Source organism: Desulforhabdus sp. TSK (assembly GCF_022836495.1).
Classification (GTDB): Bacteria; Desulfobacterota; Syntrophobacteria; order Syntrophobacterales; family Syntrophobacteraceae; genus Desulforhabdus.
The window spans coordinates 111,550-124,832 of sequence record NZ_BQXM01000012.1 but is presented as its reverse complement, the minus strand read 5'-3'; the positions used below and the strand labels follow the sequence as shown (position 1 = coordinate 124,832).

The following is a 13,283-nucleotide window of genomic DNA, read 5'->3' as shown; positions in this document are numbered from 1 at the left end:
GCGGTGGCTACAGCGAGGAGGTCACACCCGTTCCCATCCCGAACACGGTCGTTAAGCTCCTCTGCGCCGATGGTACTGCGTGGGTGACTGCGTGGGAGAGTAGGGCGCCGCCGCCCCATCCCTTTTTTTTTCTACATTCCTTTTTGTTTCCTCCTTTGAATTCAGTCCTGCCTTGATCTGTATGATCCCCATCCCACCTTTGCGCCTCGGTTCCTGTGTCATTCATTGTACGTGTACGTAGAATGCGTTCGAGAGAGAAATGGACGAATCGGTTCTCATCACATTTTGCTTTGTCTATCTCGGGATGATTCTCGGCAAGATTCCGGGACTCGCCATGGATCGGACCGGGATCGCCCTGCTGGGGGCCATCGCCCTGTTGACGCTCGGGAAGATCAGCCCCGAAGCCGCGTGGACAGCCATTGACGTACCCACGATTGCCTTGCTTCTTGGACTCATGGTCGTTTCAGCCCAGTTCCGTCTCGGCGGATTCTATGTCCACGTCACGCGGCGGCTGGGAGCCATGGATATCTCCCCGAGAACCTTTCTCGGGGCCTTGATCCTGGTGGTGGGGCTTCTGTCGGCCCTCCTCGCCAACGATATCGTCTGCCTCGCCGTCACACCGGTGCTCATCGAAGTCTGCAGTCGCAGGCATCTCGACCCGCTGCCCTTCCTCCTGGCCCTCGCCTGCGCCTCCAATGTGGGGTCTGCGGCCACCCTCATCGGCAATCCGCAGAACATGCTCATCGGGCAGGCCCTGAATCTGTCCTTTTCCCGATATCTCATGGATGCCGGTGTTCCCGTGCTTTTGGGCCTTGGGGGCATCTGGTACCTTGTTATCCGACAGGTGGGAGGGCGCTGGGCAAAGGAGACGCATCTCGAAGCGGTGGATGCCCCGGTATTCAACGCGTGGGAAACGTCCAAGGGCCTCATGGTCATGAGTGCCCTGCTCCTTTCATTTCTGTTTACAGACTGGCCTCGAGATGTGATCGCTCTCGGGGCGGCGGGGCTTTTGCTCACCAGTCGAAAAATGGCTTCACGCAAGATTTTAGGGTTGGTGGATTGGCAGCTGCTCGTGCTCTTTGCGGGCTTGTTCATCGTCAACCACACGCTTCAGACGGCAGGGCTCCTCTCCATGGCCATGGACGGTGTCCGTTCTCTGGGAGTCAGCCTGGCAAATCCCGCCTGGCTTTTCGGCACGACTGTTTTTTTATCCAACCTCGTTTCCAACGTTCCCGCCACCATGCTGCTCCTTCCGGCAGCCGTGCATCCCGCGTCGGGCCCCATTCTGGCTTTGGCGAGCACCTTTGCGGGGAATCTTTTCCTCGTGGGCTCCATTGCGAACCTCATCGTCGTGGAACAGGCGAAGGATATGGGGGTTCATATCTCCTGGAAAGACCACGCGCGCCTGGGAGTCCCCGTGACGCTTCTGAGCCTGCTGTTTGCGGCGCTCTGGCTCTGGGCAAAGTCCATCCTGGGGGGGCTGTGAGTGAGGGCCGGCCACGGCTTGGGTGCTTTCGCCTGCCGGTGAGGGGCGTAAATGTCCATGAATCCTCGCAGGCAAGTTGTCCTTTCCGGACGATTTCGGCCCGCACTCGGTAACCGCCCCCCATTGTCGCACACGCTTCAGGCGCTGTTTGCGTGAGGCGATTTGCCCCGCCACTCTGGAGAAGCCGACTCAGTCAGGCAGGCAACAGCTCCAGCTTCTGGTCCAGGTACTGGGCGATGAGGGATTCGTATTCCTTGCCGACGTACGCCCGGTAGGAGAAGAGCTCATATTTCAGCTTGCCCCAGTAGGCAAGAATGCTCTCGCGGGATTGGAGCGAGTTGATGGCCAGGTAAATGGAACCCAGGTAGATATCCCGCAGGCGCGAGCGGTGGAATTCATACATTTCCTTCAAGAGAAACTGCTGCTCTTCCGAGAGATGCATTTCTTCCTTCCGAGCTTTCATGTCCTCCTGAATTTCATACAACCGGGAAAAATCCTCAGCTTGGTTGAGGCGCGTTTCAAAGTCTTTCAGGATGCGCTCGCTGATTTTTTTCTGCTGTTCCCTGAAGGCCTTTTCCAGCTCCTCTTCAAAATTTTTCGTATCGTAGGGCAGTTTTTCCTGGAGCTCAACAATGAGACCCTGGTAATGCCGGCTCAGTTCGTCATGATTCCAGATCTGGGCCAGGGATTTCATCATGCGATCGAATTGCACGGCGTCGTGGTAATTGGCTCGCACGGCCTTTTCCTTACTACTGGCGTGAAAATAGAGCTGGCCGTAGCCGCGGGGCAGGAGGATGGGCTTGCCGTTTTCGATGCAGTGTCGAGGAAACGGGAAATGGAGCAGGGCATTCTGGAGGACTTCATGCCTGCGTTCAATGTTCTGGCTCAATTCTCTGAAAGTGATGAGTCCCCCTTTTTCTTCAATTCCAAAATGATAATGAAAGGATTGAATGGCGATGAGGAGGAGCTTGGTGCATTCCTGTACTTTCAGGAAGCGGCACAGGGGGGCAAAGTCGTAGACGCGCATTCCTCCACCCAGAGGGTCCAGGCAGTACAGGAGATAAAACCGCACCTCGGGGCTCAGTGAAGCCAGCACATCATAAAGCGTTTTTGCCTCGCCGAGCTGTCTTTCGAAGGTCGCCAGGCCCACGCTCTTGAGCTTTTTCTTGTGGTAGATGAAATTGACGGGCCTTTTCAGAAGATGCATCTGTAAATCCTGGTAGTCCACCCAGCGGATGCCGAAGAGCCTCAGGAGGCGTTCGAAGGCACTCCGCTGGCGTCCCTTCCATAGGAGAGGGTCTTCAAAATCGCTGTCGACGAAACCGCAGTATTGCATCTGCTCCGACGTATCCACCTCCATGTCGAGGTCAAGGCCGGTCAGCTGGAATTCCGGGAGCACTTCCGCGCCCTTTTCCCGGCAAAGGGTTCGAAGCCATCTGTCCCACTGGTCGCGGGATCGAAAAATTTCAAGGGCCACAGACCGATAATAGAGGAACTCATCCACGAGGTCGGAAACCATCAGGCCTTCCTGGACGGCGGAAGCGGCCAGAATCCCGTGCAGCACGAAAACGTCCAGGAGGATTTCGTCATTGTCTTCGGTGTAGTGGTGCAAGGCCAGGACGGGCTCCTCCCCCTGGATGACATGGCCGATGAGGCCATGATGCCGCACCAGGTGTGAGACCAGCCGTTCGACCTGGGGAGCGAGCCCATACTTTTTCAAAAGATCGCTCCGGCTGAGGACATAGGACCCCTGCTCGGCGTGCATCCAGCATGAGGCCGCTTCATCGGTATCTTCTGCAGCGATGGAATACATCTCGATTTTGGCGATCTCCTGGAAGAGCAGGGCCAGGGTGAGGGCCTGGTAGAGAGAGGGCTGCTGCTGAATGCGCTCCACGAGGTGTTCCAGGATATCCATTTGAGCGTGTGTGGCGCCGATGCCTTCTTCAGCCAGGGGCCCGAATTCCTGCTTGGCCAGCTGGTAGAAGGTGTTGGGGTCCTGGAAGGAATTGCGGTCTCGGATCACGAGCGCCTGGAATTTTTCCAGGCACCGCATGACGTAGCTTCCCAGAGACTGCTTTTGCCGGGTGGGCCAGTTCTCCAGAAGATTCCCGAAGGCATGGAATTCCGGCAGGAAAAACCTGAGGATATCCGGGCAGTGTTTGGCCAGGATGCTGAGGGTGTCGTAGATTTCTTCAGGAATGAAAACCTGGCTCTGAAGCGTCGACTTGAGCTGACGTTCGATTCGGCTGATCTCGCGATCCTTCTCATCCAGCCCGGCGCCGCTTTCGAAAAGCTCGCACTGCAGGGTGCAACCCTCACGCTGCAGGTACTCGTGAAAGCTCACCAGCTCGGAAAAACGGCGCTCCATCTCCCGCAGGTCTTTCAGGGACACCCCGCGCAATTTTTGGGATTCGAAGTGGGGGAGCAGCGTTTCGATCTGTTGAATGTTTTCTTCTACATCCACAAAAGAGATATCTATGGCGCGGGTCGCGGGATTGTTCATGAGGCGCAGGCCGCTGTCAAAGATGAATGCAGGGCTTCCCCCGGCGAGGGTTTTCTTGATGGAATCGAAGTAGTTGGGGTGGAGTTCCTGGAAAGGGATGCGCAGCAGGGTTTCCCTGATCTTGCTGATGCGCGGCTCGCGGCGGCCCCGTGCGATACCGGCCAGGACCGGGTTGAAGTTGATGATGTGCCTTTCGGAAGCATTGACGGCGATCCAAAGCAGGATGAACCCCGCCTGGGTGCCCAGCTTGGGAAAGAGATGCCCGGTTCCGTGAAACTCCGTGTCCAAAAACTGCCGGAAAAAGTAGGATTGCCCGAAGATGTAATTGGACATGAACTGCTGTTTGAACTCTTCGGCAATGCGCGCCAGCCTCAGAGCCTCTTCCAGGAGCATCAGCTTTTCGCTCTGATAGTCGCAGATGACCTCTTTCTCAAAGGTGTTCTTGCGCTGGAACTCCTTCCAGTTGTCCAGAAATTCGAACAAGTTGAAGAACTTCATCATCTCACGGATGGCCTTGTTCTGAACTCCTCCCAGGGAGCTGATGCGCAAATCGTGCTGTCGGTCCCAGGTCATCTGGGAATCGGTGGCCACCGCGACAGCGTCATCGTAGATGCTAAAGAGCTCCTTGGCCTGTGCCTCGGTGAAGGCATCTCCCAGAGCGCCGGCAATCTCGGCCAGACTCATGAGACGGCACAGACGCAGAAGGTCCACGATGTCCTGCTGGCTTCCCTCGCCGGCGTGATCGGTGATGGGCTTCAAGGTCTTGGCGGGAAGCTTTCCAAAGACGATGCGGCTCATGGTGGAGTGGCCCACCACGATGAGGACGATTTCACGGAGCTGTGCGGGGGAAAAACCGTGGAGGGAGAGCTTGGGAATATTTTCCAAAATCGGCGTGAGCGGACCTTCGATGCCGTCCGGATTCAGCAGATTGAGGCTCTTCTCCAGCAGGCCCATCTGCCCGAGGAGCTTCGGGACGGCGGCAATCTGCTCGTTCTGGCTCCTGAAAGGGTTGCTCAGGCGATGCCTCGCCAGTTCATTGAGCCCTTGAAACGTGTTGTTCCGGATCTGCGCCAGGATATTCAGCACATCCATCACGTAGCGAAAGGTATTCCGGTATTCAGCCACCAGGGGAAGGCTGCATCCCTCCATTCCCGAAGCTTTGATGTCCTCCTCGAGCATTTCCAGAGTGGTTTGAGGCCGACGGGGGGTTCCAAGAAAAACGAAAAGACTTTCGGGCAGTTCCCGGTCCATTTCCAGGCGTTCTTCCCAATACTGGTGATGATGCCGCGGGGACTTGCGCTTCAGCGCCTTGCTGAAAAAGTAGAGCTCGAAAATCTTTCTCCACTGTTTCTCCGGGTTTTTCATGTGGGTGTGAGGCAGGCGCAGGTTCAGGTACGGAAGGTGGTTGACATCCTCTATGGACATCTCTTCCGGTTTGTGATGATTGAGCAGCCCCTTGAGGTGAGGATCGAAGAAGGCAAAACGGTTCAAGTAGTAGTGGAAATCGGAAATATGGATCTCCATGGAGTCCTGGGAGGAATGGCCTTCGTACTTCTGCTTGGTTTTGAAGGTATGGGTAAAAAGCAGGAAAAATTTGAGATCTTCATCGGATTTGAAACGCACATGGCAGCTCTGGTCCTCCTGCGGTCCAGGGGAATGCGCCAGCACATGGATCTTGCCGTTGGCCTCCAACAGGTCGTAAATCTTGCCGGCCAGGTACATGGCGTAATAGGACAGCCGCTTGCGGGTCATGGGACGCTTGGACGCATTGGGCAACTGCTGTTCCAGAAGGTATTCAAAGGGGTCCTTGGGCAGGATGACGATGTCGAGGGGGAGGCGCCACGAACGAAGTTTTTCAATGGATTCGAAGATGAAGATGCGGTGGGTGGACAGGCGCGCACGCAGTTCATGGACGATAAGGTCCTGGCCTGCCGTCAGGAGCCCGATATCCAGCCGGTCCGTCCGGGTTTCGAAGATGTGCTGGATGATGAGCTCTTCGATTTCATCGGCTTTGGTTTTGATTTCCTGGAGGGAATGGGCCACCAGGTTGATGGGAATGAGAAAGTAGCGTTTGCCGGCGCGGCTGAAGCGAATGAGCAGCCCCAGCTTCTGGTAAATGGCATTGAGGCGGCGGGCGTTCTTCCTGAGCATATCCTTGTCCTGAAAGTCGAGACTTTCCAGGAAATCCGTGTCGGCACGGTTTAGTATGCTCTGTTCAATCAACCCCAAGCCATAGGCGTTTCCCCCGAACCGGCTGGGAAGAAAGCTCGGATGGTCCTCCGCCGCAAAGGTGCCGATGGGCACATCCTGCGGATTGATGCCGGCTTCAGCATAGTCCTCGGGCTTGATGAGGCGAAAAAAAGTCTCTTGAGATCCCGGATGCTTCATCTGCCGGGCAAAGCCTTGATCGTTCATGATGTGTGTCTCTTGAGGTTCTTCTGAAAATATCCCGCCAGCACAAAAATCGTCACGCCGGCGCTCAACCCCAGCAGATCCAGGAGCAGATCCACCAGGCTCGGATACCTGCCGGGAACAAAAGACTGATGCAATTCGTCGAGCACCCCATAAGTGAATCCAGTCAGAAGGACCCTCCGTGCGAGAACCCATTCTCCCCGTTTTTTGAGGACGGGATACCAGCCCCAGCAGAGGAAAATCCCCAGAGTGAAATACTCCACGGGATGGAATGAGTTGGTATTCACGGGAATACTGATATCGTTGAAGGATTCGTGGGAGAGGAGGAAAATGAAGAGGGCGTATATGATTCCCGGTACCCACCAATGCCAGGAGCTCAGGGCGCTCCGATTTTCCAGCCCTCTGAAGCACCAGGCAATGAGTGTCCCGAAAAACAGGAGACCCAGGGGGAAGATCAGAGTGTCGAAGTCCAGGCTGAACCACCAGGCGAACAAGACGGATCCGACCGCCTGCCCGGCGTACACGAGTGTGATCCATGTCCATGCGGAAGCGTTGAAAAGCTCTTCAAGTTTTTTGGGGAAACACAATGGGAGCATGTCGGACGGAAGGCCTTCAATGTGTGAACAGATTTCCAGAGTGGTTGCGGACCGTGTTCATCCCGTCATCGTTTTGCAATTGCTGAAAACCTAAATGAGTAATCAGTTTATCATCAATGAGGAGAAACTCTAAGCTATAATTTGCCAAGCAGGAATGAACTTGGTAAAGTCTCGAAGCTCCATGGGCTCGAACAACCGGGACGAGGGGTTGCCCACGACCGTGGCTTATATTTTTTCCTTCAGAAATCCATCCTCGGAGGCAGGCCATGTGGAAAAGTATTCTCAAGAAGTTGTTGATGACGGGTCTCATCCTCGGACTGTTCTGTTTCATCCCCTGGGCAGGCGGCTCGGCAGTTGCCATGACGGAAGACGAAAGGAACAACATCGATCTTTATGAACGATTGGCTCCAGGGGTCGTCAACATCACGAGCACGGTCATGGAGCATGATTTCTTCTTCAACGCGGTGCCGCGGCAGGGAGCCGGCTCCGGCTCGGTCATCGATTCGAGAGGCTATATCCTGACGAATCACCACGTTATCGAAGACGCCCGCAAGCTGGAAGTGACGCTGGCCGATGGCAACAAGTATACGGCCCGGCTCATCGGCTCCGACCCCGATACGGACATCGCCGTGGTCAAGATAGATGCCAAAAAGGCAAACCTTGTTGTGATTCCCATGGGCTCTTCGGAAAATCTCAAGGTGGGGCAGAAGGCCATTGCCATTGGAAACCCTTTCGGTTTGGGGCAGACGCTCACCACCGGGGTCATCAGCTCCATCGGCCGCACCCTCCGCTCCAGCAGCGGGACGCTGGTCGAGGACGTTATCCAGACCGATGCGTCCATCAATCCGGGCAATTCCGGTGGCCCCCTCATCGACTCCTCGGGAAAGATGATCGGCATCAACACGGCGATTTTCAGCCCGACGGGTGCGAATGTGGGAATCGGCTTCGCCATTCCGGTGGATACGGCCAAGAGGGTCCTGGATGAGCTCATCGAGAAGGGTTACTACGCTTATCCCTGGATGGGGGTCTCCCTCATGACTCTCTCGGCGGATGTCGCCAGAGCCTTGAAGCTTCCTTCGGATACCGGCGTCCTGGTGGTGGAGGTGGTGCCGCGCGGGCCGGCGGATCGTGCGGGGCTCCGTGGGGGGACTTCTCGTGTCCAGGTGGGAAACAAGATAGTCGTCGTCGGTGGCGACGTCATTGTGGAGATGAACGGCCGAAGGGTGACGGATGCCGATACGGTGATCCGGGAGACCCGGAAATTCAGGCCGGGTGATCGTGTTGAACTGGAAATCATCCGTTCCGGGGGCGCTCGCAAATTTCTCAGCCTTGTGCTGGGAGAGCAGCCCAAGAGATGATGGATCATGAAGATATTTACCAGGAAAGGTTTTCAGGTATGAAAATGAAACCCCTCTTCGAGAACCGGCGTCCGCGTCCTCTCACCTTCGTTGTCATGGATGGCATCGGCTGCAGGGAAAGTGTCGAAGGCAATGCCGTCGCCCAGGGGTATACCCCGCACCTGGATTGGCTCTTTGCACATTGCCCCCATACACTGCTGAAAGCACACGGCACGGCTGTGGGCCTGCCGTCTGACGACGACATGGGCAACTCCGAGGTGGGACACAATGCCATCGGGGCAGGCCGATTTTTTCCCCAGGGCGCCCGATTGGTGAACGAGGCCATAGAGTCGGGACGCATCTTTGAAGGAAAGGGCTGGAGGCGCCTGGTGGATTTCTGCCGGGGGCACCAGGGCACCATGCACTTTCTCGGCCTGTTTTCCGATGGGAACGTACACAGTCATTGGGACCATTTGAAAGCCATGCTCCGGCATCTGGCCAAGAACGAGAAAATTTCGCGGGCCAGGATCCATATCCTACTGGACGGAAGGGATGTGGGGGAGACCTCCGCGCTGGATTATGTGCTCCCCTTCGAAGCCTTTTTGAAGGAGCTCAACGAAGGGGAGGGAGTCGATTACCGTATTGCCAGCGGTGGCGGCAGGATGAAGGTCACCATGGATCGATACGAGGCCGACTGGAACATGGTGGCGCTCGGCTGGAAGACTCACGTGGCGGGTGAAGGGCGCCGCTTCCCTTCCGCCCGGGAAGCCATCGAAACCTATCGCGCCGAAAACCCGGGCGTCATCGATCAGGATCTGCCGCCCTTTGTCATTGGCGATGCCTCCGGCCCTCTCGGTCCCATGCGTGACGGAGATTCCGTTGTTTATTTCAACTATCGCGGCGATCGGGCCATCGAAATCAGCCGCGCCTTTGAGGAGGAGGAATTTGACAAGTTCGAGCGCGTTCCCCGTCCTGAGGTCGCTTATGCCGGTATGATGGAATACGACACAGAACTTCATATTCCCAGGAACTACCTGGTGGAGCCGCCTGCCATTGAGAAAATCATGGGAGAATTTCTCTGCCGTGCCGGGATGAAGCAGATGGCCATCAGCGAGACACAAAAATACGGCCATGTGACCTATTTCTGGAATGGCAACCGTTCGGGACTGCTGGACCCCGAGCTGGAAGAGTATGTGGAAGTCCCGTCGGACCGGGTGCCCTTCGAAGAGCGCCCCTGGATGCAGGCGGCAATCATTACGGATCGCGTGGTGGAAGCCATCGCCTCGGGAAAGTTCGACATGATCCGTCTCAATTTTCCCAATGGAGACATGGTGGGTCACACCGGGGTTTTCCAGGCCGCAAGGATCGCCGTGGAAACGGTGGACCTCTGCCTGGGGCGCCTCATGAAAGCGACGGAACGGGGGGGGGGAATCCTCGTCGTCACGGCCGATCACGGCAACGCCGAAGAAATGTACGAGCTCGACAAGAAAACGGGCAAGGCCAAGTACAGTGGGGACGGGAAGCCCAAAGCGAAAACGGCTCACACGCTGAATCCCGTGCCGTTCATTGTTTATGATCCAGCGGAATCGAAGCCCTCCTTCCAGTTTGACCCGCAAGTGAAGGAGCCCAAGCTGACAAACATCGCCTCCACGTGTTTTCAGCTGCTGGGTCTGGATGCCCCTGACCTCTACGACCCACCGCTGCTGAAGCCCAAATCGGGAGAGTGACCTTCATCAGACCGGGGGTGCTGCGTCGTGCGCCCCCGGATTGGGGCTCTTTTTCAACCGTACGATCAATACCTCGCCCGTGGAAGCAAATCGAACGGGAACCCCCGACACTCCCACGCCGCAGCTGGTATACCCTTCCATGTCGCCGTACCGCCACTTTCCCTCGCAAAACTTTCTCGGGGCCCTGCTGTGAGTGAAGAGCGGTCCCACATGGGGAAACTGGATCTGTCCCGCGTGCGTGTGACCGCACAGGTAGAGCTGTGGAGCGTACTCTGCGGCTTCTTGGTATACTTCGTTGGAATGGGCCACAAAAATATTGAACTCACCGGGAGGCACATCTTCGAAGGCCTGGGCCAGGTTGTGGCATTTGTAGTAATGCGGGTCATCCACCCCGACCACCCAGAGGCGGTCTCCGTTTCGTTCGATGGGCTTGGCGTCGTTCACCAGGAACTCGATGCCATATTTTTCCAGGGGTGCAACAATCTCCACACAGTCATGATTCCCCAGAACGCTCAGGATTCCATCCTGCGCCCGGATCTCGGGAATCACGCGGCTGAGGTGTGACAACGCCGGCGCGAAAGGGCCATGAGTCTCCATCCTGAAATCCCCGCCCAGGATACACAGGTCGGCCTTCACCTCTTTCAAAATGGTCACAAGCTTTTCCGTCAGTCCCTTCAGACCGTCCAGATGGAGATCGGAGAAGAACAGAATGGTGTAGTTGTCAAAAGAGGGGGGCAGGTCGGGAAAAGTGAAGGTCACCTCACGCTGCTGGATCTGCAAGGCGTTTTTCTGCCCTTTGTCGTAAATCCCCAGCAATTTGAAGGCGGTCTTCATGATGATGTGGTAGTAGATGGAGTCTTCGAAGTTGATGAAATGATGCAGGGGATTGGAGGTGATCTGGCAGGAACGGAGCTCCCGCAGGCGAACCCATGCATTTACGGATCGTGGATAGGCCTCATAGGGCTTGCCCAGGAGAAACTCCTTCAAAAACCATGCGCCCACATAGGCCCCCAGGCAAAAGAGAGCCAGGAGTATGGAGACCTCTCCCCAAGGGAGGTCGAAATACGGTGCGATGACGATGAAGGGGAAAGCCCCTTCGAAGATTTGGTCCAGGCCGGCGAAAACGCTGCCGCTGACCATCCCCATGCGCCGTTTCAGAAAGCTCGAGAGCAGATCGCCCGCCATGCTGAGCAGTCCGGCGGACAATCCCAGCCAAAGGGGAAATTCGAGGATCAAGCCCGCGCTCATTCCCATGAAAGCCGCCGCGCAGACGCCGCGAATGGTTTTATGAGACCCCAGGAGGGGTTTGCCGTCCAGAAAAATGCGGCCGCCATCGAGGGGTGCATTCCACTTTTCACGCAGCAAATAAGCCAGGAACGGGGGAGCGAAATTGACCGCCCAAAGGAGGAGAAGTATTTTCAGGGAGAAAATCATGATTGTCGTCACCATTCATCGTGAAGACCTGGCGGCTTCTCAGATCCTGCGCCAGGCCGTGCGTGCCGGTCATCAGCTCCGGCAATTTGCAGTAAAAGAGGGGATGATAAGGTGAAGAAGGGAGTGTAAAGCGCGAAAATCGCTTTACACTCCCTCCATGGCCGTGCAGGATTTGGGGCTGGGGAGGAACCGGACGATCGTCTTTCCCCGTGCTCCCATCAATCCAGGAAATTTTTCAGGGTAGCCTGCCGGTTGGGATTGCGGAGCTTCCTGAGAGCCTTCTTCTCGATCTGGCGGATGCGCTCCTTGGAAACCTTGAAGCTTTGACCAATTTTTTCCAGTGTTTCGGCGGGCTGCCCGTCGATGCCGAAGCGCAGTCTCAGGATCTTTTCTTCCCGGGGCTGCAGGCTGGAAAGAAGATTCCGGGTGACTTCAGCCAGCTCCTTGTCGGAGCACTCTTCGACGGGAGACACTGCTCCATCGTCCTCAATGAAATCTCCCAGGCGCTGCTCATCTTCGCCGATGGGGGTTTCCAGTGAGATGGGCTGAGCCGCAAGCGTCAACACCATCTGCACTTTATCCAGGGGCAGATCGGCGCGATCCGCGATTTCCTGGGGAGTGGGCTCCCGCCCGTACTCTTTCAGTAGTTCGTAGAATACCTTGAAGAAAAGGTTTTTCAGCTCGATAAAGTGCACGGGCAGACGAATGGTGCGGGTCTTATCGTAGATTCCCCGGATGATGCTCTGCCGCACCCACCATGTGGCGTACGTACTGAAGCGGTTCCCCTTCGTGTGGTCAAAACGCCCCACTGCTTTGAGCAGGCCCAGGTTGCCTTCCTGGATCAGGTCGTCAAAGCTCATTCCCCTTCCGCGATAGCGTTTGGCGATGCTCAGTACGAGGCGCAGATTGGCCTTCACCATTTCCTGCTTGGAAAAGTCGATGCGATGCATGATATCTTTGATTTCAGAAAGCATCTGGGAAAAGATGGGGTTTTCCGGACAGTCCCTGACGCCCCGCTCGAGAGTCCGCAGGATGACCTTCAGGATTTTGTCCCTGACACCCGGAAAGCTCTTCTCGTGAGCCAGCAGCTTTTCGACCTTCTGGTGCAGATCCAGGATCATCCGATCCACGGAAGCATTCTGCTTCACCAGCTCCACCAACCGTTCCTGACCTGTGCGAATGGTCTGCGCCAGTTCGATTTCTCGTTCCTGGGTCAACAGAGGATAGCTTGCCACCTCCTTCAAATAGTAGGTGACATGATCTTCTTCGAAATTGTCTTCCCTGGCGGATTCGAGGGAGGTATCCTCTTCCTCTTCCCCGCACACGGCGCTGTTTCCCATCTCTTCGTCACATTCCAGCTGCGCTCCATTCACCTCGAGCGTATCCACCAGACCCAGGTCGGCCTCTTTGAATTCGTCCTCTGAAACCTCCTCCCTCATAAATTTCCTGTACTCTTGTTGCCTTTCATCCCCATGAAAATAATATTTAAAGGGAAGGCACGTTTCAGACGAGTAGTTTTTCATTTCATTCTCCTTCGGTAGGGGAGATGTTTTGGCCAATCCATCCCTCCTGGGGTTGCAAGTGTCCATTGCTCTCCCACCTCGCTCCACCATTTCCTCATCGGATTAAGCATCCTGTCGGCAAGGTAAACAAAAATTATAAAGCATTTCATAAAAAAAGATAAGATCTTTTTTGAATGCAGTCAATTCACAACGAATGAAAATGTTTTATTATTTTTATAATATATTCCAACGATTATCATCGTTCTGCCCATCGCCGCTCCACCCG

7 protein-coding genes and 1 rRNA gene are annotated in these 13,283 nt (G+C 55.8%); 4 read left to right on the top strand and 4 right to left on the bottom strand.

Annotated features, from left to right (window positions below; translation table 11 throughout):
* Positions 1–116: ribosomal RNA gene (rrf, locus tag MWC30_RS09435) — 5S ribosomal RNA — on the top strand; the annotation flags it as partial.
* 143 nt (positions 117–259) lie between these two features.
* Complete coding sequence (locus MWC30_RS09430) at positions 260–1,486, top strand: anion transporter (RefSeq protein ID WP_244083917.1); 1,227 nt, start codon at positions 260–262, stop codon at positions 1,484–1,486.
* 193 nt (positions 1,487–1,679) lie between these two features.
* Here MWC30_RS09430 and MWC30_RS09425 read toward each other — a convergent pair whose 3' ends face one another.
* Positions 1,680–6,404: a hypothetical protein gene (locus MWC30_RS09425; RefSeq protein ID WP_244083916.1), complete on the bottom strand. Its 4,725-nt coding sequence runs from the start codon at positions 6,402–6,404 to the stop codon at positions 1,680–1,682.
* On the bottom strand, positions 6,401–6,997 hold the full coding sequence (locus MWC30_RS09420) for a VanZ family protein (protein WP_244083915.1): 597 nt from the start codon (positions 6,995–6,997) through the stop codon (positions 6,401–6,403). Before MWC30_RS09420 ends, MWC30_RS09425 begins: the two co-directional genes overlap by 4 nt.
* A 296-nt stretch (positions 6,998–7,293) precedes the next feature.
* Between MWC30_RS09420 and MWC30_RS09415 the strand changes: the two genes are divergently transcribed.
* Together MWC30_RS09415 and gpmI are read left to right on the top strand one after the other, a co-directional pair.
* Positions 7,294–8,355 (top strand): S1C family serine protease, encoded by a 1,062-nt coding sequence (locus tag MWC30_RS09415; RefSeq protein ID WP_244083914.1) that lies wholly within the window; start codon positions 7,294–7,296, stop codon positions 8,353–8,355.
* A gap of 38 nt (positions 8,356–8,393) precedes the next feature.
* The gene (gpmI, locus tag MWC30_RS09410; protein ID WP_244083913.1) at positions 8,394–10,061 is read left to right on the top strand and encodes a 2,3-bisphosphoglycerate-independent phosphoglycerate mutase; all 1,668 of its coding nucleotides are present in this window, start codon (positions 8,394–8,396) and stop codon (positions 10,059–10,061) included.
* A 6-nt stretch (positions 10,062–10,067) separates the two neighbouring features.
* Here gpmI and MWC30_RS09405 read toward each other — a convergent pair whose 3' ends face one another.
* Together MWC30_RS09405 and MWC30_RS09400 are read right to left on the bottom strand one after the other, a co-directional pair.
* On the bottom strand, positions 10,068–11,495 hold the full coding sequence (locus MWC30_RS09405) for a CDP-archaeol synthase (protein WP_244083912.1): 1,428 nt from the start codon (positions 11,493–11,495) through the stop codon (positions 10,068–10,070).
* 218 nt (positions 11,496–11,713) lie between these two features.
* A complete protein-coding gene (locus MWC30_RS09400) occupies positions 11,714–13,018 on the bottom strand; it encodes an RNA polymerase sigma factor RpoD/SigA (RefSeq protein ID WP_244083911.1) in 1,305 nt (434 codons plus the stop codon).
* Positions 13,019–13,283: the final 265 nt, after the last annotated feature.